At 66.4% G+C, this 23,103-nt stretch carries 20 protein-coding genes; 17 read left to right on the plus strand and 3 right to left on the minus strand.

Going from position 1 to position 23,103, the window contains the following annotated elements; all coding sequences use genetic code 11:
- Positions 1-87 precede the first annotated feature (87 nt).
- From Q8S38_RS01795 to Q8S38_RS01835, 9 genes are all read left to right on the plus strand, one after another.
- Entirely contained in the window at positions 88-1,032 is a 945-nt protein-coding gene (locus Q8S38_RS01795; protein ID WP_305678699.1) for an ABC transporter permease, read from the plus strand.
- A complete protein-coding gene (locus Q8S38_RS01800) occupies positions 1,025-1,912 on the plus strand; it encodes an ABC transporter permease (RefSeq protein WP_305678700.1) in 888 nt (295 codons plus the stop codon). The genes Q8S38_RS01795 and Q8S38_RS01800 overlap by 8 nt, the downstream gene beginning before the upstream one ends.
- A gap of 201 nt (positions 1,913-2,113) precedes the next feature.
- The gene (locus tag Q8S38_RS01805) at positions 2,114-3,703 is read left to right on the plus strand and encodes an ABC transporter substrate-binding protein (RefSeq protein ID WP_305678701.1); all 1,590 of its coding nucleotides are present in this window, start codon (positions 2,114-2,116) and stop codon (positions 3,701-3,703) included.
- Positions 3,704-3,812: 109 nt separating this feature from the next.
- Positions 3,813-5,249 (plus strand): amidohydrolase family protein, encoded by a 1,437-nt coding sequence (locus Q8S38_RS01810; RefSeq protein ID WP_305678702.1) that lies wholly within the window; start codon positions 3,813-3,815, stop codon positions 5,247-5,249.
- An 82-nt stretch (positions 5,250-5,331) separates the two neighbouring features.
- Positions 5,332-6,510, plus strand: a complete 1,179-nt coding sequence (locus Q8S38_RS01815; RefSeq protein ID WP_305678703.1) for an acyl-CoA dehydrogenase family protein — start codon at positions 5,332-5,334, stop codon at positions 6,508-6,510.
- Positions 6,511-6,675: 165 nt separating this feature from the next.
- On the plus strand, positions 6,676-8,994 hold the full coding sequence (locus tag Q8S38_RS01820; protein ID WP_305678704.1) for a putative bifunctional diguanylate cyclase/phosphodiesterase: 2,319 nt from the start codon (positions 6,676-6,678) through the stop codon (positions 8,992-8,994).
- Between the two features lie 73 nt (positions 8,995-9,067).
- Positions 9,068-10,111, plus strand: a complete 1,044-nt coding sequence (locus Q8S38_RS01825) for a histone deacetylase family protein (RefSeq protein WP_305678705.1) — start codon at positions 9,068-9,070, stop codon at positions 10,109-10,111.
- Between the two features lie 86 nt (positions 10,112-10,197).
- On the plus strand, positions 10,198-10,446 hold the full coding sequence (locus Q8S38_RS01830) for a DUF1902 domain-containing protein (RefSeq protein ID WP_305678706.1): 249 nt from the start codon (positions 10,198-10,200) through the stop codon (positions 10,444-10,446).
- A 1-nt stretch (position 10,447) separates the two neighbouring features.
- Positions 10,448-10,645 carry a type II toxin-antitoxin system HicA family toxin gene (locus Q8S38_RS01835; RefSeq protein ID WP_305678707.1) on the plus strand — a complete coding sequence of 66 codons (198 nt, stop codon included), beginning with the start codon at positions 10,448-10,450 and terminating at the stop codon, positions 10,643-10,645.
- A gap of 25 nt (positions 10,646-10,670) precedes the next feature.
- On the opposite strand, the gene Q8S38_RS01840 is transcribed toward Q8S38_RS01835, so the two are convergent.
- Positions 10,671-12,224 carry an acetolactate synthase large subunit gene (locus Q8S38_RS01840; protein WP_305678708.1) on the minus strand — a complete coding sequence of 518 codons (1,554 nt, stop codon included), beginning with the start codon at positions 12,222-12,224 and terminating at the stop codon, positions 10,671-10,673.
- A gap of 245 nt (positions 12,225-12,469) precedes the next feature.
- Here Q8S38_RS01840 and Q8S38_RS01845 point away from each other — a divergent pair, with 245 nt between their 5' ends.
- The 8 genes from Q8S38_RS01845 to Q8S38_RS01880 all read left to right on the plus strand — a co-directional run bounded on the left by Q8S38_RS01845 (position 12,470) and on the right by Q8S38_RS01880 (position 20,554).
- A complete protein-coding gene (locus Q8S38_RS01845) occupies positions 12,470-13,432 on the plus strand; it encodes an ABC transporter substrate-binding protein (RefSeq protein ID WP_305678709.1) in 963 nt (320 codons plus the stop codon).
- 128 nt (positions 13,433-13,560) lie between these two features.
- Positions 13,561-14,334 carry an ABC transporter permease gene (locus Q8S38_RS01850; protein ID WP_305678710.1) on the plus strand — a complete coding sequence of 258 codons (774 nt, stop codon included), beginning with the start codon at positions 13,561-13,563 and terminating at the stop codon, positions 14,332-14,334.
- A gap of 11 nt (positions 14,335-14,345) precedes the next feature.
- The gene (locus tag Q8S38_RS01855; RefSeq protein ID WP_305678711.1) at positions 14,346-15,125 is read left to right on the plus strand and encodes an ABC transporter ATP-binding protein; all 780 of its coding nucleotides are present in this window, start codon (positions 14,346-14,348) and stop codon (positions 15,123-15,125) included.
- 240 nt (positions 15,126-15,365) lie between these two features.
- Positions 15,366-16,145: a FadR/GntR family transcriptional regulator gene (locus tag Q8S38_RS01860; RefSeq protein WP_305678712.1), complete on the plus strand. Its 780-nt coding sequence runs from the start codon at positions 15,366-15,368 to the stop codon at positions 16,143-16,145.
- Positions 16,146-16,245: 100 nt separating this feature from the next.
- Positions 16,246-17,217 carry a sialic acid TRAP transporter substrate-binding protein SiaP gene (locus tag Q8S38_RS01865; RefSeq protein ID WP_305678713.1) on the plus strand — a complete coding sequence of 324 codons (972 nt, stop codon included), beginning with the start codon at positions 16,246-16,248 and terminating at the stop codon, positions 17,215-17,217.
- A 158-nt stretch (positions 17,218-17,375) separates the two neighbouring features.
- The gene (locus Q8S38_RS01870; RefSeq protein WP_305678714.1) at positions 17,376-17,954 is read left to right on the plus strand and encodes a TRAP transporter small permease; all 579 of its coding nucleotides are present in this window, start codon (positions 17,376-17,378) and stop codon (positions 17,952-17,954) included.
- 7 nt (positions 17,955-17,961) lie between these two features.
- A complete protein-coding gene (locus tag Q8S38_RS01875; protein WP_305678715.1) occupies positions 17,962-19,368 on the plus strand; it encodes a TRAP transporter large permease in 1,407 nt (468 codons plus the stop codon).
- 37 nt (positions 19,369-19,405) lie between these two features.
- Entirely contained in the window at positions 19,406-20,554 is a 1,149-nt protein-coding gene (locus tag Q8S38_RS01880) for an oxidoreductase (protein WP_305678716.1), read from the plus strand.
- An 8-nt stretch (positions 20,555-20,562) separates the two neighbouring features.
- Here the strand turns inward: Q8S38_RS01880 and hutU are convergent, their stop codons facing one another.
- A complete protein-coding gene (gene hutU, locus Q8S38_RS01885; protein WP_305678717.1) occupies positions 20,563-22,233 on the minus strand; it encodes a urocanate hydratase in 1,671 nt (556 codons plus the stop codon).
- A complete protein-coding gene (hutG, locus tag Q8S38_RS01890) occupies positions 22,230-23,036 on the minus strand; it encodes an N-formylglutamate deformylase (protein WP_305678718.1) in 807 nt (268 codons plus the stop codon). Before hutG ends, hutU begins: the two co-directional genes overlap by 4 nt.
- Positions 23,037-23,103 lie beyond the last annotated feature (67 nt).

The following is a 23,103-nucleotide window of genomic DNA, read 5'->3' on the forward strand; positions in this document are numbered from 1 at the left end:
GCAGCGAAGCAATCCAGAAGCGCGTCGCGCGCGCGCTGGATGGCTTCGTCGGCTTCGCCTCCTCGCCATGACGATGACGGTTCGCCCATGCTGAACCACATCGCCCAGCGCCTTGCCATGTCGGTGCCGGTGCTGCTCGGCGTGCTGCTGTTCGGCTTCCTGCTGCTGCAGCTCGTCCCCGCCGACCCCGCCGCCATCGTCGCCGGCCCCATGGCGAGCCCGGAACTGGTCGAGCAGGTCCGCAAGGATCTCGGCCTGGATCGTCCCGTCTATGTCCAGTTCGGCATCTATCTCGCCCGCGTCCTGCAGGGCGATCTCGGCGTCTCGCTGATCTCCAACACCAGCGTCGTCGCCGAACTCGGCGAGGCGATCGGCCCCACCGCCGAGCTGATGTTCGCCTGCCTGGTCTGGGCCGTGCCGCTCGGCATCGCGCTCGGCACCATCGCGGCCGTCTATCGCGGCCGCCTGCTCGACCGCATCGTCATCGCGATCTCGGTCGCGGGCGTCTCGACACCGGTCTTCTTCATCGGCCTGATCCTGATGCAGTATATCGGCTACCATTGGGGGCTGTTGCCCTTCATCGGGCGCGGCGGTCCGCTCTGGAGCCTGGAGGGGCTGGCCGCCATCGCGCTGCCGGCGCTGACGCTAGGCCTCGTTTTCGTCGGCCCGATCGCCCGCATGACGCGCACCGCCGCGCTCGAGGTGCTGAGCGCCGACCATGTCCGCACCGCCCGGGCCAAGGGGCTCTCGGAGCGCGCCGTCGTGCTGCGGCATGTCCTGCGCAACGCCCTGATCCCCGTGGTGACGCTGATCGGCCTGCAGGCCGGCTATCTCCTGGGCGGCGCCGTCGTCACCGAGACGATCTACTCTTGGCCTGGCGTCGGCCGGCTCGCCGTCGGCGCCATCCTCGCCAGCGACTTCCCGCTGGCCCAGGGCGCCATCCTGATCCTGGCGCTGGCCTTCCTGATCATCAATCTCATCGTCGACATGCTCTATGCCGTGCTCGATCCGCGGGTGGACAAACATGGCTGACATCGCTGTCACCGCACCGGTCGCAAGCCGGCCGCTCAAGGCCTTCGGGCGCCGCATCCTGCGCGACAAGCTCGCTTTGCTCGCGGCGCTCGTCCTGATGATCATCGTGCTGGCGGCCCTGTTTGCGCCCTGGCTCGCCCCGTTCGACCCCTACAACACCACGCGCCGGCCCTTCATCCCGCCGATCTGGAGCGAGGGCTCGCTGCCGCAATACTGGCTCGGCACCGACGGGCAGGGCCGCGACATGCTCTCGCGCCTGCTCTACGGCACGCGGCTGACGCTGGTGATGGGCCTGGCCTCGATCATCATCGGCGGGGGGCTGGGCGCGCTGATCGCGCTGCTGGGCGTCTATTACCGGCGGCTCGACCCCTACATCATGCGCGCCGCCGACATCCTTCTGTCCTTCCCGGCGATCCTGCTCGGGCTGGCGCTCGCCGCCGTCGTTGGGCCGGGCCTGACCGCGATCGTGATCGCGCTCTCGATCGCGACCATCCCCGACGTCGCCCGCATCACGCGCAGCGCCGCCATCGTCATCATGGGGCAGGACTATATGGAGGCCGGCCGGGCCATGGGCCTGCCGGACCGGACGCTGATCTGGCGCTACCTCGCGCTCAACTGCCTGTCGCCGGTCTTCGTCTTCATGACGCTCCGTTTCGGCCAGATCATCCTGATCGGCGCCGCGCTGTCCTTCCTCGGGCTCGGCGTGCGGACGCCCGAGGCTGAACTCGGCATGATGGCCTCACTCGGCCGCGACGCGCTGTTCTTCGCGCCGCATATCTCGCTTCTGCCAAGCCTCGTGATCATCGCCATCGTGCTCTGCGTCAACCTGCTGGGCGATGCCCTGCGCGACCTGCTCGATCCGCGCATGAGGAACCAGTGAATGAGCCACGCGCCCCATTCACGCGGTCAACCCGGGCGCAGCGAAGCGAAGACCCGGGATCCATTCCGGAACGCCAGCCGGAGAGGTTCCGGAATGGATCCCGGATCGGCGGGGCTTTGCCGCTAGTCCGGGATGACGGCGCGGATGGAGCGAGGTCGATCCAAAGCTGACGGTACGTGACACAAAAAGGGGAGAACGATCGTGAAGCATCTGACATCCATCGCCACCGGCGCCCTGCTGGGGCTGGCGGCGCTTGCCGGGCCTGCCCTGGCGCAAGGCTCCAACACCAGCCTGACCATCGTGCGCGAGGTCGACAGCGACCGCTACGACCCGCACCGCTCGACCGCGCGCGCGGCCTCCGAGGTCATCTTCATGATGGCCGATACGCTGGTCTCGCTCGACCACGACATGTCGACGATCAAGCCCGGCCTCGCCACCTCCTGGACGATGTCGCCGGACGGCAAGACCTACACCTTCAAGCTGCGCAACGACGTCTCCTTCTGCGACGGCAAGAAGCTGACCGCGCAGGACGTCGTCTATTCGATCAAGCGCTGGATCGACCCGGCCACGCGCTCGCCCGTGCGCTGGCGCGCCGGCAAGGTCGACGACATCGTCGCGGTCGACGACACCACGGTCGAGTACAAGCTGACCGACCCCTTCTCGGAGCTGCTCTACCAGCTCACCCAGAGCTTTGCCGTCATCATGGACAAGGCGAATGTCGAGGCGCTCGGTGCCGATTTCGGCGTCAAGGGCTTCAACGGCACCGGTCCCTACTGCTGGGGTGACTGGAAGCCGCGCAACGAATTCCGCCTCAAGAAGCACGCGGCCTACAAATGGGGCCCGCCGATCTACGAGAACAAGGGCGCCGCCCAGATCGAGGAAATCGTCTGGCGCATCGTGCCCGAGGAGAACACCCGCCTCGCCGCCGTCATGACCGGCCAGAGCCAGGTCACGCAGTACGTGCCCTATTCCGGCCTGTCGCAGATCCGCGCCAACCGCAACCTCAAGCTCGTCGAGTCCAAGGAAGCGTTCTGGACCTATTTCGTCGGCTTCAAGATCGACAAGGAGGGCGTCAACGATCCGGCCGTCCGCAAGGCCATGGTCATGGCGGTCGACCAGAAGGCGATCGCCGATAACCTCTATTTCGGCGAGGTCGAGCCGGCCTACAGCTACATCTCCAGCGAGGCGCTCGACTGGAACAAGGCCGTGACCCCGATCAAGACCAATGTCGCCGAGGCCAACAAGATCCTCGACGCGGCGGGCTGGGTGAAGGGGTCGGACGGGTTCCGCGCCAAGGACGGCAAGAAGCTCTCGCCGATCGCCTATGGCTTCACCGGCTCGACCTGGCAGAAGCTGATGGAGGCGATCCAGGGCGATCTGCGCAAGATCGGCGTCGATCTCCGGGTCCAGCTCTTCGATGCGACGATCGGCTGGGGCAAGCTGGCGACGCAGGAGTTCGACATGTTCGGGATGAGCTTCCCCTACATCTCGGCCGGCGACGCGCTGAACCTGTATTTCCCCTCCGCCAATGCGCCGACGCCCAACCGGATGAACTGGAAGGACGCCGAAACCGACGCACTGCTCACCAAGGGCATGACCGCGCTGAACGACGCCGATCGGGCGGCCGCCTATGGCGAGGTGCTCAAGAAGGTGCATGACGCGGCGGTCTGGCTGCCGCTCTATCACGAGCCGATGAAGATCGCGGCCTCGGCCAGGCTCGCCCCCTTCAAGGCCCACAACATTTATGGCTGTGGGTTGTATAAGGGCCTGGACCTGAAGTTCGTCCGCTGATCCCGCGTCATTCTCGGGCGAAGCGAAGCGCAGACCCGAGAATCTTCTGACTGTCATGGTCGGCTTGAGCCGACCATGACGCCCTGATTCTGCCCAGCCGGAGCCCGCCATGCCCATCACCCTCATCGCCAACGCCAGCTGGATCGTCGCCTACGACGCCAAGGCCAAGGGCCATGTCTATCTGCGCGACGGCGACGTCGCCTATGACGGCGACCGGATCGTTCATGTCGGCGGCAGCTACAAGGGCAAGGCCGACGTCACCATCGACGGGCGCGGCAAGATGGTGATGCCCGGCCTCGTCAACATCCACTCCCACCCCTCCTCGGAGGCGATGACCAAGGGCTGGAACGACGAGCTCGGCTCGCCGAAGATGTACGGCACGGCGCTCTACGAGTTCATGCCGCTGTTCCGCTGCGACGCGCAGGGCATCAAGTCCTGTGCGCAGGTGACCTATTCCGAGCTGCTGATGTCGGGCGTCACAACGCTGGTCGACATGTCGGTCGCCTGGGACGGGTGGCTCGAGACCTTCAAGGCCTCGGGCCTGCGCGGCGTCTTCTCGCCGATGTATCGCTCGGCGCGCTGGTACACCGACAACGGCCATCTCGCAAAATACGAATGGGACGAGAAGGCCGGCGAAGCCGCCATGGCCGCCGCCATGAAACTGCTCGACCAGGTCGCGGCCGATGGTTCGGGACGCCTCTCCGGCATGGTCTCGCCCTCGCAGATCGACACCTGTTCGCCCGAACTGATCCAGGCCAGCTACGCCGAGGCCGAGGCCCGCAAGCTGCCCTTCCAGATCCACGCTGCCCAGAGCGTGGTCGAGTTCCACGAGATCACCCGCCGCCACGGCATGACACCGGTCGAGTGGCTGGAAGAGCTCGATGTGCTCGGGCCGTTCTCGATCATCGGCCACGGCATTTTCCTCGACCACCACTCCTCGGTGAAATGGCCGGCGACGGACGATCTCGGCTGCCTCGTCGAGACCGGCACCAACGTTGCCCATTGCCCGATCGTGTTCCAGCGCCGCGGCATCGCGATGCAGAGCTTCGGGCAGTATGTCGCCGCCGGCGTCAATGTCGGCATCGGCACCGACACCTACCCCCATCACATGCTCGAGGAACTGCGCGCCGTCTGCATCGGCTCGCGTATGATGGCCGAGGACGTCTACGATCTCAGAACCTCGGACGCCTTCAATGCCGCGACGCTGGGCAGCGCCAAGGCGCTGGGCCGCGATGATATCGGCCGCCTCGCCAAGGGCGCCAAGGCGGACATCGTGCTGGTCGACGTCACCCACCCGATGATGCGCCCGCTGCGCGATCCGATCCGCAGCCTGATCTACGCGGCAGGCGAGCGCGCGGTGACGACGGTCATCGTCGACGGCGTCACCGTCGTCGACAACGGCAAGGTCCTGACGATGGACTACGCCGCCGCTGCCGCCGAGCTGGAAGAGGCGCAGCGCCGCGCCGAGCCCAAGGTCAAGGACCTCGACTGGGCCAAGCGCGACCATCTCGAAATCTCGCCGCTGACCTTCCCGACGAAGCGCTGAGCCGCATCAGCCGATTCTTGATCTCGCCACGTCGCGCCCCTACCGTCCGTGCCAAGGATCGTCAGGGAATGCGGAGGGCGTCATGTCGGCAGTCGAGAAGATCGGTGCGGAGGCAGGCGCCCGCTCGCCCTATTTCGGCGAGGAGCATGAAGCGCTGCGCGATCAGGTGCGGCGTTTCGTCGAAACCGAGATCAAGCCGCACGCGCTCGCCTGGGAGGAGGCCGGCTTCGTCCCGCGCGAGGTCTTGCGCAAGATGGGCTCGCTCGGCTTCCTCGGCATTCGCTACCCCAGCGACTATGGCGGCTCGGACATGGACACGATGGCCACCGTCGTGTTCGCCGAGGAGCTGGGTCGGTCGACCTTCTCCGGCGTTGCCATCACCGCGCTCGTCCACACCGACATGGCGTCCGTCCATATCGCCAATGGCGGCAGCAAGGCGCAGCGCGACCGGCTGATGCCGGCCATCGTCGCCGGCGAGAAGATCGTCGCGGTCGCCGTGACCGAGCCCGACGCGGGCTCCGACGTGAAGGGCATCCGCACCACGGCACGGCGCGAGGGCGACAGTTACGTCCTCAACGGCGCCAAGGTCTACATCACCAACGGCGTCCATGCCGATCTCTACTGCGTCGCTGCCAAGACCGACCTCTCGGCCAAGCCCTCGCAGTCCGTCTCGATCTTCCTGGTCGAGAAGGGCACGCCGGGCTTCCGCGTCGCGCGCGAACTCGACAAGCATGGCTGGCGCTCGTCGGACACCGCCGAACTCGTCTTCGAGGATTGCCGCATCCCGGCCGAAAATCTGCTCGGGCAGGAGGGGCGCGGCTTCTACGCGATCATGAGCAACTTCCAGAACGAGCGCATCGTCATCGGCGCCATGGCAATGGGCGAAGCCCAGGCCGCCATCGATCTGACGCTGGACTACGTGAAGACGCGCAAGGCCTTCGGGGCACCCCTCTGGGACAAGCAGGCGATCCGCCAGAAGCTGGCCATGCTCGCCGCGAAAGTCGAGGCCGGCCGCCAGCTCGTCTATCACGCCGCCTTCCTCGACACGCAGGGCCACGACGCCACCCGGGAGGTCTCGATGGTCAAGGCCTATTGCGGCGAACTGGTCAACGAGGTGATGTATGCCTGCCTGCAGTTCCATGGCGGCATGGGCTACATGCGCGAGAGCACGATCGAGCGCATGACCCGCGACGCCCGCGTCCAGACCATCGGCGGCGGCGCTACTGAGGTCATGCTGGAAGAGGTGGCCAAGCGATTGTGAGCGGCCCGCGCGACGGTCGACAGACGCCGGTTCGTCCGGGCCCGGCGGCGGCTTTCCCGGAAATGCGCCGGTATGCCTACTGCAAGCCGACGCGAAAGCTCAACGCGTCGGAAGCAAGTGCCTGACTTAACTTCGTTTTGAGGGATTATCGCAGACAAGCCGCTCATGTCTGAGGCAAAACTCAAATTCGGCGGCGAATTTCGCGACACGGCGATCGAGCAGGCCTTCACGACCGCACGTTTCGACGAGACGCTCCGGCAATGCCGGCTGCTCTTTGCGCTTTCGGCCGTGCTCAACACCCTGTTTCTGCTGAGTGATTGGCGCTTCGCCGGCACGCCGCATTTCTTTGTCGCCGTACCCGCCCGCTTGTCGGTCGTCGCCTTCTCGCTGCTATGTGTCTGGCTCGTTGCACGGGCGACCACTGTCGCGCGGGCAGAAGCTGTGACCGTGCTCTGGCAAGCCACGACGGCGGTGGCAGTGGCGTTCCTCGTCAGCTCTCGCAGCGATCTCGCATTGTTCGTCGTCCTGCTGCTGCCGTCGATCTTCTATCTCGTCGCGCCGACCTCGTTCCGCTTCACGCTGCTCATGGGGATCGGCACCAGCGTGCTGATGTTGATGGGTTATCTCGGTCGCGGGCCTTACCCGACGACCTTGCTTGGCCTCGTGCTCGTCCTCGCCATGCTGAACTTCGCGCTCAGCCTGGTGGTGATCCATGCCAACCGCCTGCGCCGGCTGGAGTGGCTCGCCACGCAATCAGAGCGCTCGGCGAGGGAGGCGCTGGAAGAAAGCCAGGCCTTGCTCGAGCGGGTTTTCATGGCGGTGCCGATCCCGCTGGTCGTCACCGCGGTCGCCGACGGCGCCTATCTGCGGGCCAATGCAGCGGCGATCCGCTATCTCGGCGGTCCGGACGCGACCGATCTCGCCGGTCTCGTGATCGCCGACAGCATCGGGCTCGACGATCGCCGCCGTGCCATGGCCGAACTCAGGGAGCGCGGGCAGATCGAGGCGCTGGAGGTCGCTCTGCGTGATGGCTGCGGACGGGCGCGCGACGCCGTCATCACCGCCGCAACGGTCCCGATCGGCCAGAATCAGGCCTTTGCGGCGGGTTTCGTCGACATCACCGAGCGCAACGCGGCTGCTGCCCAGATGCGCTGGCAGGCGACGCATGACGCGCTCACGGGCCTGCCCAACCGCCTGTCGTTCCATGAGAGGCTGACCGAAGCCCTGAGTCGCCGCACGGATGGCTCCGTCGCGCTGTACCTGGTGGACCTCGACGACTTCAAATCGATCAACGACACGCTCGGCCATGATGTCGGCGACCACCTGCTGATCGCCGTGGGCGAGCGTCTGCAGCAGGCGCTGGAGCCGGGGGATGTCGTCGCGCGTCTCGGCGGCGACGAATTCGTGGTGATTGCCGAATTGGCGGGCGGGTTGGATCAGGCGGCCGCCAGGGCCGAAGGCCTGATGCAGGCTTTGTGCAAACCGTTCTCGGGCGTCGAGATCGCCGGGCCGATGCGCGCGAGCATCGGCTACGCCCTGTCGCCGCATCACCATGATGACGTCGGCGAACTGCTCAAGGACGCCGATCTCGCGCTCTACCGGGCCAAGGCGCTGGGCCGGAACATGGCGCTCGTCTATGATCCGGCGATGCGCGAGGCCATGCATGCGCGCGTCGAGATCTGCGCGGCGCTGTGCGATGCGGTCGCCCAGGGACGGGTCGTGCCGTTTTACCAGCCGCAGATCGACCTGCGCAGCGGTGCGATCGATGGCCTGGAGGTCCTCGCGCGCTGGGACCATCCGCAACGCGGGATCGTGCCGGCCGGCGCCTTCCTGCTGGCCCTGCAGGACCCGGAGACGGCGCGTCAGATCGGCGACGCGGTGTTGCGGGGCGCCATGGCCGATTGCCGAGCCTGGCTTGATGCCGGGCTCGTCGTGCCGCGGCTCTGGATCAACCTGGCGCCGGGCGTCTTCCGGGATCCCGCATTTCCAGACATCCTGCTCGACAGGTTGGGGCAGGCCGGCCATGTGCCGGCGCAATTCGGGGTCGAGGTGACTGAAAATGTCCTGCTGACGCGGCAGGGTGAGCAGGCCGGGCCGGCGCTTCAGCGGCTGCGCGCGGCGGGCATCAGCGTGGCGCTGGACGATTTCGGCACAGGCTACGCGTCATTGACGCATCTGCGGCGGCTGCCGGTCGACGTGGTCAAGATCGACCGCGCCTTCGTGGCGCGGGTCGGTGAAGGCGGCGAGGATGCGGCGATCGTGCGGGCGGTCGTTGCGCTGACGGCCGAATTGCGGCTGGACGTCATTGCGGAAGGCATCGAGACCGTGGAGCAGCAGGAATTCCTGCGTGCGCAGGGCTGCCGCTTGGGGCAGGGCTATCTCTATGCTCGTCCGGTGCCGGCCAGCGAGGTCCCGGCGCTGATCGCGCGTGCGGATCTGTGGCCCGCCACCGACGCAGGGCAGGGCGGCGCCGCCACGGCCTGACGCCACGCTCCGGCCTTTGCTAGCCTTGCGCCATTCGACGCCGAACCGCCCGTTGCAGGAGATTCAACGACCCATGCGCGCCTTCTATCATCCCGACCAGTCGCTGCACGATCCCCAGCAATATCTGCGTTACGGCCGCGTCGTGGCGCCCAAGGACCTGCCGGAGCGCACGGCACGCCTGCTCGCGGCGCTGGAGCGGCACGGCATCACACCGGAGCGGCCGGCCTCGCACGGCACCGGCCCGGTGCTGGAGATCCATGATGCCGGCTTCGTCCGTTTCCTGGAGACGGCCTGGGCGCGCTGGCAGGATCTGCCGGCCGAGCGCGGCCCGGAGGTCTGGCCCAGCACCTTCCCCTATTGGAGCGGCCGCCCTGAAGAGGCCGTCCGCCCGCCCTGCCGCCCGACCGGCTTCATCGGCCAGCTCGGCTGGTATCTCGGCGACATGTCGGTGCCGATCGGCGAGCATTGCTGGCATTCGACGCTGCTGTCGGCCGAGACGGCTGTGACGGCGGCCGACGCCGTCATCGCAGGCGAGCGCGCCGTCTATTCGCTCTGCCGTCCCTCCGGCCACCACGCCCGCACTGATCGCGCGACGGGCTTCTGCTACCTGAACAACACCGCCATCGCGGCGCAGCGCCTGCGGTCCAAGTTCGGCAAGGTCGCGATCCTCGACGTCGACGCCCATCACGGCGACGGCACGCAGCAGATCTTCTACCGCCGCGACGACGTGCTGACGATTTCGGTCCATGCGGATCCGTCAAACTACTACCCGTTCTACACGGGCTATGAGGACGAGCGCGGCAACGGCCCGGGGGAAGGCTTCAACCTCAACCTGCCTCTGGCCCATGGCGCGGGCGGCGCCGAGATGGCCGCGGCCGTCGATCAGGCGGGCGAAGCGATCAAGGCCTTCGGCGCCGATGTCGTCATCGTCGCGCTCGGCTACGACGCCCACAAGGACGATCCGATCGGCGTGCTGAAGCTCGACGCCGCCGATTTCGGCACCATCGCCAGCAAGGTGAAGGGCTTCGGCCTGCCGACATTGGTGGTGCAGGAGGGCGGCTACGCGATCGAGGCGATCGGCGAGTGCCTGGATGCGTTCCTGGGTGGGTTCAAATAGGCAGCCGGCCCCGACGTCGACGGACGTTGGAAATGAGCGGATCATGAGGCATGATTGAGCGTGCCTCTCCAGACGCGAGCTGATCGATGGACAGCAAGTTGGCCTTACGGGTCTTCGTTTCGCATGATGCAGCCAATTCCGTTTGGTTCGTCGTGGAATCGGACATCCCCGGTTTGAACGTCGAGGCTCCGAGCCTCGATGCGCTGGTCGAGGCTGTCACCGACCTCGCGCCTGACCTGATCGGCGATAACATGCGGGATCGCGACCGTGCTTCGAGCGAGATTGCGATCTCCATCCGTCATCAATTGACGGTGAAGCCGCTCCAAGCCGCTTGAGATGGGCGGAAACCTCTACCCTGACCTGGTCAGGCTGCTCAAGGCCGCCGGTTGCGAATTGCTTCGTCAGGGGAAGGGGTCCCATGAAATCTGGTACAGCCCCAAGACCGGGTGCAAATTCACGGTGCCTCGCAACACCGTGAAATCTCACACCGCCAACAATGCGCTCAAGGACGCCGGCCTGCCGAAGGCGTTTTGAACGCGTTGGTCATGAGACGGTCGCGTCAGATCACGGCCTCGATCAGGAACGGCCCCTTGCGGCCGAGCGCGCCCTTGAACAGCCTGGTGAACTCCTCGGCCGTGGTCGCACGTGCCGCTTCCACGCCCATGCCGCGGGCCATCGAGACCCAGTCCAGCGCCGGCTCGTCGAGATTCAGCATCAGCGTGGCGTTGCGGCCGAAATCATTGACGCCGACGGCGCGCATCTCGCCATGCAGGATCGCATAGGTCCGGTTGGCGAAGATCACGGTGACGATGTCGAGGTTCTCGCGCGCCTGCGTCCACAGGCCCTGGACCGTGTACATGCCGGATCCGTCGGCCTGCATGCCGATCACCTTGCGATCGGGGCAGGCCACCGCCGCACCGACGCACATCGGGATGCCTTCGCCGATCGCGCCCCCCGTGAGCTGCAGATAATCGTGCTGCGGCGCATTGTGGCACTGCTGGTAGAAGACGCGGCCGGAAGAGACCGACTCGTCGCAGATGATCGCATGCTCGGGGAGCAGGCGCGCCACGATGGTGCAGGCCTTGTCGGCATCGAGAGTGCCCGTGGGCAGCGCCGTATCGGTCTGCGCCTTGGCGATGAAGGCGGGTGCGGCCTTCGTGGCTCCCGTCTCTTCCGCCAGCGCATCGAGCGCGGCGACGAGGTCGTCGCCCATCTTGCCCAGCGTGGTCACGGTGCAGCCGTCATGGATCAGCCGTCCGGGCTTGCCGGGATAGGCGAAGAAGCCGACCGGAATCTGCGCGCCGACGAGCACCAGCAGGTCGATGTCCTTCAACTGCTCCAGCGCCATGTCGATGGGGTAGAACACCTTGGGGATCGCGACGCGCCCGGCGCCCCGCTCGATCCGGCCGTTCGACATCTGCCCGTACATCTTGCAGCCGGTCGCCGCGCAGATCCGCGCCGCGGTCTCGAGCGGCCCCTCCCGCAGGGATGCGCCCGTCATCATCAGCGCCGCGCGCGCGCCGTGTTTGCGCAAGGCTGCGGCGACGTCGCGCACGGTCTCGGCGGCGACCATCTTGAAGGCCGGAACGGGCGTGGCCTTGACCTCGGCCGGCTCGACTGAACCCCAGGCGCAGTCGCCGGGCAGGATCACGGTCGCGACGCCCGGCAGCGACATCGCCGCCGCATAGGCCTCGCCGATTGCGGGGCCGACATCCTCCGGCGTCGTGATCCGGTGCACATAATGCGACATCGGCCGTGCCAGGCTCTCGATGTCGCTGGTCAGCGGCGCATCGTGCTGGAGATGATAGGTCGCATGATCGCCGACGACGTTGAGCATCGGCGTCCAGGCCCGCCTTGCATTGTGCATGTTGGCGAGTGCGTTCGCCATGCCCGGTCCGCAATGCAGCAGCGTCGCCGCCGGCTTGTCGGCCATGCGGGCGTAGCCGTCGGCCGCGCCCGTCACCACGCCCTCGAACAGGCCGAGCACGCAGCGCATCTCCGGCTTGCGGTCGAGCGCCGCGACGAAATGCATCTCGGACGTGCCGGGATTGGCGAAACAGACATCGACACCGTTGACGAGCAGCGTGTCGCAGAGGCGGTCGGCACCGTTCATTCGGATCGTTCCTGGACGAAGGGGAGGCGGGTCGGGGAAAGGCCGCTCAGGGGAAGGGATGTTCCCGTTCCTGTCAAACGAGAGAATGTCATCACTGTCCCCAGCCTCGGTGATCGACGGCTTGACGGATTTGCATATGCATTTAACCTCGGCTGGAACGAAGGTTGCATCCGGCTTCGGCATAGGTTGCGATGGGCTCGTCCCGCGCAGCCGGCTGGACATCACAACAGGGGAAAGGTCGCGTCATGACTGCTTTGAAGCGTTTGGGAACGGTGGCGGGCCTCGGCTTGGCGGTGGCGCTCGCCGCCGGTGGCGCGCAGGCGCAGACCAAGGTCAATATCGGCATTTCCGGCTGGACCGGCTTCGCGCCGCTGACGCTGGCCAAGGAAGCCGGCATCTTCGCGAAGAACGGCCTCGATGTCACCATCAAGAAGATTCCGCAGAAGGACCGCCACCTCGCCATCGCGTCGGGCGACATCCAGTGCGCGGCGACGACCGTCGAGACCTGGATCGTCTGGGACGCCGCGGGCGTGAAGACCAAGCAGATCTTCCAGCTCGACAAGAGCTACGGCGCCGACGGCATGGTGACGCGCGCCGCCACCGGCTCGATCAAGGACCTCAAGGGCAAGACGGTCGCGGCCTCGGCGCCGGGGACGTCGCCCTATTTCGCGCTCGCCTGGATGCTGAAGGAAAACGGCATGACCATGAAGGACGTGACCGTCGTCAACATGGAGCCCGGCCCCGCCGCGCAGGCCTTCATCGCCGGCCAGAACGACGCCGCCATGACCTATGAGCCCTTTCTCTCGGCCGTGCGCGACCGGCCCGATGCCGGAAAGATCATCGCCACCACGCTCGACTATCCGATGGTGATGGACACCTTCGGCTGCACGCCGGCCTTCCTGGCAGCCAATGACGCGGCCGCGGCTGCGCTGACGAAGAGCTATTTCGAGGCACTCGAGATGATTGCCAAGGAGAAGGACAAGGCCTTCGGGATCATGGGCGCCGATGTGAAGCAGTCGGCCGAGCAGTTCGGCAAGTCGGCCGCCTTCCTGAAATGGTCGGATGCGGCGGGCAACAAGGCCTTCTTCTCGGGCGAGTGGCAGGCCTTTTCGGCCAAGGCCGCGGACCTGCTGCTCGAGATCGGCCTTATCAAGGCCAAGCCCGACCTCGCCAGCCTGGTCGAGACGAAATACGTCGCCGGCAAGTGAACTGACGTTTCAACCGTCATGCCCGGGCTTGACCCGGGCATCTCTGGATCACGAGCTTCTCGGGTCCGCGCGGCGCGCGGCCCGAGAATGACGGCTGCGAGCGGCCGGCATCAACCGAGACAGTCCTCATGAAACCCCTGCAGCCGGTCTCCGCGTCCTCTCGCGTCGCCTACGGCATCGCCTTCTTCGCGCTGTTCGTGGCGCTGTGGTCGGTCGCGACCTTCGGCGGCTATGTCCAAAAGCTGTTTCTCGCCGACCCCATCACGATGGTCCGCGAGGGCTACAACCTGATGGTCGAATACGGCTTCGCCTTCGACATCGGCATGACGATCTGGCGCGTCGTCGGCGGCTTCGTGCTGGCGGTCATCGTCGCGCTGCCGCTCGGCATCATGATGGGCGCCTACAAGCCGGTCGAGGCCTTCCTCGAGCCCTTCGTCTCCTTCGCGCGCTACCTGCCGGCCTCGGCCTTCATCCCGCTGCTGATCCTGTGGGCCGGCATCGGCGAGGCGCAAAAACTCCTCGTCATCTTCATCGGCTCGGTCTTCCAGCTCATCTTGATGATTGCGGTCGCGGTCGGCGGCGTCCGGCGCGATCTGGTCGATGCCGCCTACACGCTGGGTGCCAGCGACACCTCGGTGGTGCGGCGCGTGCTGTTGCCCAATGCGGCCCCCGAGATCGCCGAGATCTTCCGGCTCGTTCTCGGCTGGGCCTGGACCTATGTCATCGTCGCCGAGCTGATCGGCTCGTCCTCGGGCATCGGCCACATGATCACCGACAGCCAGGCGCTGCTGAACACCGGCCAGATCATCTTCGGCATCATCGTCATCGGCCTGATCGGGCTGATCTCGGATTTCCTGTTCAAGGCGGTCAACCAGCGCCTGTTTCCGTGGGCGCAGAGGTAGTCGGTCGCAAGATGAGCAAGCTTCTTGTCGAGAATGTCGGGAAGATCTTCCCGGCCCAGCGCGGCGGCCAGCCGACGCGCGCCCTGATGCCGACCTCTCTCAGCGTCGGCGACAACGACTTCATCGCCATCCTCGGGCCCTCGGGCTGCGGAAAATCCACCTTGCTGCGCATCATCGGCGGGCTGGAGACGGCGAGCGAAGGCGAGATCATGCTCGACGGCGTGCCTGTCGTCGGCCCCGGCGCCGATCGCGGCTTCGTCTTCCAGAGCTACACGCTGTTTCCCTGGCTGACGGTGGCGCAGAACATCGCCTTCGGCCTGCGCGAGAAGGGCGTGTCCGAGCGGCAGCGCATCGACATCGCCCGGCAATGGGCCGACCGCGTCGGGCTGTCGAACTTCATCGATCATTTCCCCAAGCAGTTGTCGGGTGGCATGCAGCAGCGCACCGCGATCGCGCGCGCGCTCGCCAACGATCCCAAGATCCTGTTGCTCGACGAGCCGTTCGGCGCGCTCGACAACCAGACCCGCGCCCTGATGCAGGAAATGCTGCTCGGGATCTGGGAGCGCGAGCGGAAGACTGTGCTCTTCGTCACCCATGACATCGAGGAGGCGATCTTCGTCGGCTCGCGCGTCGTGGTGATGAGCGCCCGGCCCGGCCGCATCAAGGCCGATATCCCCGTCGATCTGCCCCATCCCCGGCCCTACACGATCAAGACCAGTCCGGAATTCGTGGCGCTGAAGGAACGCCTCGTCGAGGAGATCCGCGCCGAGGTGATGGCGAGCGCGCACTGACACGGCCGTTCGGTATTCGAACCGGGCGCGCGCGCCGCTAGCGTTATCCCGATGTCCGCTGTGGGTTACCCTCGGCGACCGCGCGGCGGGGGGCGGGTTCAGCATCTCGGCCGATCAGAGGCCCGCGATTGACACGCTCTGCCGATGGTGGTTGTCTCCCCGTCAATTGGCCTGACCATATGGCCAAATAGAGCACTCCCGAGAAGCGGAGAGCCAGGGAAACGCAACCGGGAGCATACAGTGCCGCTCGAGGCTGTCGAGTCGCCGCGTCTTTACCGACAGATCGCCGACCAACTCCGCCATCTCATCGATCGGCGTGAGTATCCGGCGGGCGGTCGGCTGCCGCCTGAACGGGAACTCGCCGAGAAGCTCGGCGTCTCCCGCCCCTCTGTCCGCGAGGCGCTGATCGCGCTGGAGGTCGAGGGACGGGTCCGCATCCGCATGGGCTCGGGCGTCTATGTCGTCGACCGGCCTGCGGGCCATCCCGCGCTGGCAGCCCTGGCCGAAGAAGCTCCCGAAGGGCCCTTCGAGGTGCTCAAGGCCCGTGAACTGATCGAGAGCGCGGTCTGCGCGGAGGCGGGTTCGACCGCGGGGCCCGAAGACATCGCCTCGCTCGACGATATTCTCGCGCGGATGCGGCAACCGGGCCTGACGGGCGATGAGCTCGTGGCCCTCGACCGGTCCTTTCACGTCGCCATCGCGTCGATCCTCAGCAATGCCGTGCTGGCGCGCTTCGTCGGCATGTTGTTCGACCAGCGCATCAATCCGTATTTCCGGCAGCTCGCGAGCTATTTCGAGAACGCCGACTCATGGCGCGAGGCGGTGGAGGAGCATCGCGACATCCGCGATGCCATCGCCGCCGGACGGGGCGATGCAGCGCAGGCGGCGATGCGCCGCCATCTGCAGCGCTCGCAGGAGCGGTTCTCGCAAAGCTTCGGCGAGGGGCCTCCCCCGACGAAAGCAGGGCGAGGCGAGCGTGGGCGGGAAGGCGTCGTGACCCGTCTCATCCGCAAGACATGACGCCAGCACGGAAAGAGATGCACCAAGAAGACCTAAGAAATACGGCTTGGTTCAGCGACGTTGAGATCAACAAGAGCGATCCCATGGGAGGGACAACAGAATGAAGACCTATCTGACGATGGCGGCCGTAGCCGCGAGCCTGATCGTCGCCGGCGCCCCGGCGCAGGCCCAGACCAAGCTCAAATGGGCCCATGTCTACGAGACCTCGGAGCCCTTCCACACCGAATCCGTCTGGGCGGCCGACGAGTTCAAGAAGCGCACCAATGGCCGCTATGAGATCACCGTCTATCCGGCCTCGCAGCTCGGCAAGGAAACCGACATCAACCAGGGCCTCACGCTCGGCACGGTCGATATCATCATCTCCGGTTCGAGCTTCGCCGCGCGCGCCTTCCCGCCGATCGGCGTGACCTACTACCCCTTCACCTTCCGCAGCCCCGAGCATCTGCTCGCCTACACCAAGAGCGATGTCTTCACTGACATGGCCAAGGGCTATCAGGAGAAGAGCGGCCACCAGATCGTCTCGGTGACCTATTACGGCACGCGCCACACCACCTCGAACAAGCCGATCAAGAGCTGCGCCGATATGAAGGGCCTGAAGATCCGCGTGCCCGACGTGCCGGCTTATCTCGCGATGCCGCGCGCCTGCGGCGCCAACACCGCGCCGATCGCCTTCGCCGAAGTCTATCTCGCGCTGCAGAACGGCACGGTCGAGGCCCAGGAGAACCCGCTGACCACGATCGAGGCCAAGAAGTTCTACGAGGTCCAGAAGCACATCGTCCTGACCGGCCACATCGTCGACCACCTCAACACGGTCGTCGCCAAGCAGCTCTGGGACAAGCTCTCGCCCGAGGATCGCAAGATCTTCAGCGAAGTCGCGCAGGAGGCCTCCGCCCGGGCCACCAAGAAGATCCAGGCCGACGAGGTCAAGCTCGTCCAGTTCTTCAAGGACAAGGGCCTGACCGTGACCGAGGTCGACAAGGCCGAGTTCCTCGCCAACGTCCAGAAGAACGTCACCTTCGAGCAGTTCGGCTACCGCAAGGCCGACTGGGAGCGCATCCAGGCGATCAAGTAAGTCTCTCTCTTGCCTCCTCGCGACGACGTTCTCGTCATTGCGAGGAGGCGCAGCCGACGAAGCCATCCAGAGCCGCCGCGCGGGCCCCCTGGATGGCTGCGCTGCGCTGGCAATGACGATGGCCGCCTCGGCCTAGCTCCTCACGACTGGACCAGCCTATGACCACAGCCCCCGAAATCCACACGCCCGTGACCGGCGAGGAACTCGCCCACGTCTTCGACGAGGCGGCGCCGCCGGCCGACCTGTCGGTCTACGGCGTCGAGGATTGGATCACGATGGCCGCGTTCTGGGTCATGGTCGGCTGCGTCATCCTGCAGTTCTTCACCCGCTACGTGCTCAACAATTCCTTCGCCTGGACCGAGGAGATCGCGATCAACGCGCTCGTCGTTGTCGTCTTCCTGGGCGCCTCGCTCTGCGTGCGCGCCTCCCGCCACATCCAGGTCGATTTCCTCTACCGCTACATGTCGCCCGGCATGGGCCGGATCATGGCGACCTTCGTCGATGCCGTGCGCATCGGCTTTTTCGCCTACGGAACCTGGCTGATGTACAAATACGCGTCGCTGATCCCCGACGAGATGATGACGACGGTCGATCTGCCGAAGTCCATCATCTTCAACGCCGTCGTCCTCGCCTTCGCGCTGATGACGCTGCGGGCGCTCCATGTCGCCTGGCAGAACATGCGCCGCGGCTATTCCGTGCTGGAAAAGCCGGAAGCCTTCGACGGCTCGGAGGCCTGAGACCACCATGCTGATCCTGCTCGGTTCCTTTCTTGGCCTGATGATCCTCGGCGTGCCGGTGGCGATCGCCATGGCCGTCGCCTCGCTCGCCTTCATCGTCATCTCGGGTACCGTGCCCGACGTCATCCTCGCGCAGCGCATGATCGCGGGCGTCGAGAGCTTCCCGCTGCTTGCCGTGCCCTTCTTCATCCTGGCCGGCAATCTCATGAACATCGCCGGCGTGACCGGCCGCATCTATGCCTTCGCGGTCGCGCTCGTCGGCTGGATGCGCGGCGGCCTGGCCCAGGTCAACATCATCGGCTCGGTGATCTTCTCGGGCATGTCGGGCACCGCGATCGCCGATGCCGCCGGCATCGGCACGATCGAGATCAAGGCGATGAAGGACCACGGCTACCCGACCGAGGTCGCCGTCGGCGTCACGGCGGCCTCCGCCACGCTGGGACCGATCATCCCGCCCTCGCTGCCCTTCGTCATCTACGGGATGATGTCGAACACCTCGATCGGCGCGCTCTTCCTCGCCGGTGTCGTCCCCGGCGTGATGATGACGCTGTTCATGATGATCACTGTCGCGATCTTCGCGCGTATCTATAAATGGGGCTCGGACGCCACCTTCTCTCTGCGCGAGATCGGAACGGCCGGCATCGAGGTCGCGGTCGTTCTCGGCTTCCCGCTGCTGGCCTATTGCCTGCTCTGGGCGGGCCTGCCCGACAACCTCGCGATCGGCCTTGCGCTCGCGGTGCTGCTGGGGCTCGACTACTATTTCGACTTCTCGGCCGTGATGGCGCTGATGACGCCGGTCATCCTGATCGGCGGCATGACGATGGGCTGGTTCACGCCGACCGAGGCCGCTGCCGCCGCGGTGATCTGGTCGCTCTTCCTCGGTCTCGTCCGCTATCGCTCGATGACCATGCGCAGCCTGACCAAGGCGACCTTCGACACGATCGAGACCACGGCCTCCGTGCTCTTCATCGTCACGGCGGCCTCGATCTTCGCCTGGCTGCTGACGGTCTCCAACACCGCCCAGATCCTGTCTGACCTGATCCTCAGCCTGACCCAGAACAAATGGGTCTTCCTGGTGCTGGTCAACATCCTGCTGCTCTTCATCGGCTGCTTCCTCGATACCATCGCCGCCATCACCATCGTGGTGCCGATCCTGCTGCCGATCGCGCTGAAGCTCGGCGTCGACCCGATCCATTTCGGGCTGATCATGGTGCTGAACCTGATGATCGGGCTTTTGCACCCGCCACTCGGCATGGTGCTGTTCGTGCTCTCGCGCGTCGCCAAGCTCTCGGTCGAGCGCACTACCATGGCGATCCTGCCCTGGCTGGTCCCGCTCTTCGCGGCGCTGATCGCGATTACCTTCATCCCCGAACTGACGCTCTGGCTGCCGCGCCAGATGGGGATGGTACGGTGAGGATGGTCCCGGCCCGTGAGAGGGAGCCGGTGGAGGCATGACCGATCCGTGGACCCCCTTCCGCTTCGGCGGCGGGCGCACTCTGCCCAACCGCTTCTTGCTGGCGCCGATGACGACGGATGCCTCCGATCCCGACGGAATGGTCAGTGCCGGGGAGCGCGCTTTCGTGCGGCGACGCAGCCTGTCGGGTTTCGGTGGCCTGATCAGCTCATGCGCTTACGTTCATGATGATGGTCGCTCCTGGAACGGCATCGGAGCGGCAAAGCCCGGGCACCTTCCGAGCCTCGAGGCGCTGGCTGGGGATCTTCGTGCCGGCGGCGGTCTTGCGATCCTGCAGATCTACGATGGCGGCCGCATTGCGCGGCCCGCCCTGATCGGGGAGGGACGGATGCGTGCCCCGTCGGCCGTCGCGTCGCTACGACCCGGCGCGCTGACCCCGCGCGAGATGACCGGAGCCGAGGTCGATGATCTCGTCGGCTGCTTTGGTGCCGCAGCGGAGCGGGCGCGACAGGCCGGCTTCAACGGCGTCGAACTCCATGGCGCCAATCACTACCTGCTGCACCAGTTCTTCTCGCCGCGCGCCAACCGCAGGCGGGACCGCTGGGGCGGTGACCGCGATGCGCGGATGCGCTTTCCACTCGCCGTGGTGCAGGCGGCCCGAGAGGCGTTGGGGCCGGGCATGGTTCTCGGCTACCGGATCACGCCGTTCGAGCCTGAGCCCGATGGCTACAGGCTCGATGACGCGCTCGCGCTCGTCGATCGGCTCGCCGGTCTCGGCCTCGACTACATCCATGTGTCTCTCGATGATTTTCGCCTTCAGCAGCCGCAGCGCGAGGATCGCAATTATCTAATTCCCACCGCGCCGACCGGCAGTGACGGTCGCAGCCCGCTGGCGGAAATCCGTGCGGTGATCGCGGGGCGCTGCACGGTCATCGCCTGCGGCGGCGTCGGTACGCTCGCGGATGCCCAGGCCGCTATGGCGGCGGGCGGAGATCTCGTCGCGGCTGGCCGGGCGCCATTGATCGACCCGGACTGGCTTCGCAAGCTCGCTGACGGTCGCGAGGCTGACATCGCGTTGCGATTCCCAAACGCGCCCGAGGACATCGCGGCGCGCTGCGCGATCCCGCCGCGCATGGTCGATTATCTGCTGAGCCGGCCCGGCTGGATCAAACGCGAGGACGCCTGAGCGGGGCCTCAACCTATCCCCATCCCCGGCAGCCTCAGCCCCTTCTCGCGGGCGCAGTCCTGAGCGATCTCGTAGCCGGCATCGGCATGGCGCATCACACCGGTCGCCGGGTCGTTCCAGAGCACGCGTTCGAGCCGCTTGGCCGCTTCCGGCGTGCCGTCGGCGACGATGACCACGCCCGAATGCTGCGAATAGCCCATGCCGACGCCGCCGCCATGATGCAGCGAGACCCAGGTCGCGCCGCCGGCCGTGTTGAGCAGGGCGTTGAGCAGGGGCCAGTCGGAGACGGCGTCCGAGCCGTCCTTCATCGCCTCCGTCTCGCGGTTGGGCGAGGCGACCGAGCCTGAATCGAGATGATCGCGGCCGATCACGACCGGCGCCTTCAGTTCGCCCTTCGCCACCATCTCGTTGAAGGCGAGGCCGAGCCGGTGCCGGTCACCGAGCCCGACCCAGCAGATGCGCGCCGGCAGGCCCTGGAACTGGATGCGCTCGCGCGCCATGTCGAGCCAGTTGTGCAGATGCGCGTCGTTGGGCATCAGCTCCTTCACCTTGGCGTCGGTCTTGTAGATGTCCTCCGGATCGCCCGAGAGGGCCGCCCAGCGGAACGGGCCGATGCCCCGGCAGAACAGCGGGCGGATATAGGCGGGCACGAAGCCGGGGAAGTCGAAGGCGTTCTCGACGCCCATGTCCTTCGCCATCTGGCGGATGTTGTTGCCGTAGTCGAGCGTCGGCACGCCCATGCGCTGGAAGTCGAGCATCGCCTTGACGTGCTCGGCCATGGAGCGCTTGGCGGCCTGGATCGTCCCGGCCGGGTCACGCTCCTTGCGCTCCTCCCACTCTGCAATCGTCCAGCCGGCGGGCAGATAGCCGTTGAGCGGATCATGCGCCGAGGTCTGGTCGGTGACGACGTCGGGTCGGATGCCGCGGCGGACCATGTCGGGGAAAATCTCGGCGGCATTGCCGAGCACGCCGACCGAGACGGCCTTGCCCTTCGCATGCGCCGCTTCGACGATCTTCAGGGCGTCTTCGATGCTGTCGGCCTTCTCGTCGAGATAGCGCGTGCGCAGGCGGAACTCGATCGAGGAGGGCTTGCACTCGACCGCGATCATCGAGGCGCCAGCCATGGTCGCGGCGAGCGGCTGGGCGCCGCCCATGCCGCCGAGCCCGCCGGTCAGTATCCATTTGCCCTTGAGCGAGCCGCCGTAATGCTGCCGGCCGACCTCGACGAAGGTCTCGTAGGTGCCCTGAACGATGCCCTGCGTGCCGATATAGATCCAGGAACCGGCCGTCATCTGGCCGTACATCATCAGCCCGAGCTTATCGAGATGGTGGAAATGCTCCCAGTTCGCATAGGCCGGGACGAGGTTGGAGTTGGCGATCAGGACGCGCGGCGCGTCGGGATGCGTCCGGAAGATGCCGACCGGCTTGCCGGACTGCACCAGCAGCGTCTCGTCCGCCTCCAGCGAGCGCAGCGAGGCGCAGATCCGGTCGAAATCCTCCCAGGTGCGGGCGGCGCGGCCGATGCCACCATAGACCACGAGTTCGCCCGGCTTCTCGGCGACGTCGGGGTCGAGATTGTTCATCAGCATGCGCAGGGGCGCTTCGGTCAGCCAGCTCTTGGCGGAGAGCTCCGTGCCATGGGGGCTGCGGATGACGCGGCTGTTGTCGATGCGGGTCATGAACGGCTCCGTTCGTGCTGGGCCGCCGCGTCCAGCGCTGCGGCGATGATGGCGGAGAGGGAGGATTGCAGGGTCGCGGCGATGGCCGCGTCGAAAGTCCAGGGCGCCGCTTCCGTGGCGAGATAGGCGCTGAGCGCCTTTTCCATCTGCAGCGCATGGACGTGTTCGGCGGGCCGGCCGTAATGGCGGGTGATCCAGCCGCCTTTGAAGCGGCCGTTGACGACATGGGTCAGCGGCTGCGCGGCCATCGCCGCCGCTGCCGCCGCCTCGATGGCGGGTGCGCAGCTCGCGCCTGAATTGGTGCCGAGATTGAGCGTCGGCAGCGTGCCGGGAAACAGCCGCGGGATCACCGACTTGATCGAGTGGCAGTCCCACAGCACGGCATAGCCATGGGCGGCCTTGACGCGGTCGATCTCGGCTGTGAGCGCCTCGTGATAGGGTTGGAAATAGACGGCGCGGCGCCGCTCGATCTCGGCGGCGTCAGGCAACACCGTCCAGATCGGCGCTCCGTCGAAGGTCGTCGTCGGCACCAGCTCGGTCGTGGCCTGTCCGGGATAGAGCGAGACGCCGGAGGGATCGCGGTTCAGGTCGATGACGAAGCGCGACAGCTTCGCCTCGACGATCGTCGGCTGGAAGCGCTCCGCGAAGGCATAGACCTCGCGCATGTGCCAGTCGGTGTCCTCGACCAGCCGCCCGCGTTCGTTCAGCGCAGCATCGACTTCTGAGGGCAGCCCGGTGCCGGGATGCGGCATCGAGAGGATGAGCGGGGAGGGGCCCCGGGTGACGGTGACGATCGAGGTCATGAGCGTCTCTTCGCGAGCGTTGCGTCTTGTCCATCGAGGCGCGGGGAACCCCTCTCCTGTAAGGAGA

Source organism: Allobosea sp. (genome assembly GCF_030695125.1).
Classification (GTDB): Bacteria; Pseudomonadota; Alphaproteobacteria; order Rhizobiales; family Beijerinckiaceae; genus Allobosea.

Excerpts from the sequence above, each read along its gene's own strand:
- Q8S38_RS01875 (WP_305678715.1), top strand. The coding sequence starts at position 17,962 with ATGCTGATCCTGCTCGGTTCCTTTCTTGGCCTGATGATCCTCGGCGTG.
- Q8S38_RS01880 (WP_305678716.1), top strand. The coding sequence starts at position 19,406 with ATGACCGATCCGTGGACCCCCTTCCGCTTCGGCGGCGGGCGCACTCTG.
- Q8S38_RS01850 (WP_305678710.1), top strand. The coding sequence starts at position 13,561 with ATGAAACCCCTGCAGCCGGTCTCCGCGTCCTCTCGCGTCGCCTACGGC.
- Q8S38_RS01855 (WP_305678711.1), top strand. The coding sequence starts at position 14,346 with ATGAGCAAGCTTCTTGTCGAGAATGTCGGGAAGATCTTCCCGGCCCAG.
- hutG (WP_305678718.1), bottom strand. The coding sequence starts at position 23,036 with ATGACCTCGATCGTCACCGTCACCCGGGGCCCCTCCCCGCTCATCCTC.
- Q8S38_RS01840 (WP_305678708.1), bottom strand. The coding sequence starts at position 12,224 with ATGAACGGTGCCGACCGCCTCTGCGACACGCTGCTCGTCAACGGTGTC.
- hutU (WP_305678717.1), bottom strand. The coding sequence starts at position 22,233 with ATGACCCGCATCGACAACAGCCGCGTCATCCGCAGCCCCCATGGCACG.
- Q8S38_RS01800 (WP_305678700.1), top strand. The coding sequence starts at position 1,025 with ATGGCTGACATCGCTGTCACCGCACCGGTCGCAAGCCGGCCGCTCAAG.
- Q8S38_RS01870 (WP_305678714.1), top strand. The coding sequence starts at position 17,376 with ATGACCACAGCCCCCGAAATCCACACGCCCGTGACCGGCGAGGAACTC.
- Q8S38_RS01820 (WP_305678704.1), top strand. The coding sequence starts at position 6,676 with ATGTCTGAGGCAAAACTCAAATTCGGCGGCGAATTTCGCGACACGGCG.
- Q8S38_RS01830 (WP_305678706.1), top strand. The coding sequence starts at position 10,198 with ATGGACAGCAAGTTGGCCTTACGGGTCTTCGTTTCGCATGATGCAGCC.
- Q8S38_RS01795 (WP_305678699.1), top strand. The coding sequence starts at position 88 with ATGCTGAACCACATCGCCCAGCGCCTTGCCATGTCGGTGCCGGTGCTG.
- Q8S38_RS01815 (WP_305678703.1), top strand. The coding sequence starts at position 5,332 with ATGTCGGCAGTCGAGAAGATCGGTGCGGAGGCAGGCGCCCGCTCGCCC.
- Q8S38_RS01810 (WP_305678702.1), top strand. The coding sequence starts at position 3,813 with ATGCCCATCACCCTCATCGCCAACGCCAGCTGGATCGTCGCCTACGAC.
- Q8S38_RS01845 (WP_305678709.1), top strand. The coding sequence starts at position 12,470 with ATGACTGCTTTGAAGCGTTTGGGAACGGTGGCGGGCCTCGGCTTGGCG.
- Q8S38_RS01865 (WP_305678713.1), top strand. The coding sequence starts at position 16,246 with ATGAAGACCTATCTGACGATGGCGGCCGTAGCCGCGAGCCTGATCGTC.
- Q8S38_RS01825 (WP_305678705.1), top strand. The coding sequence starts at position 9,068 with ATGCGCGCCTTCTATCATCCCGACCAGTCGCTGCACGATCCCCAGCAA.
- Q8S38_RS01835 (WP_305678707.1), top strand. The coding sequence starts at position 10,448 with ATGGGCGGAAACCTCTACCCTGACCTGGTCAGGCTGCTCAAGGCCGCC.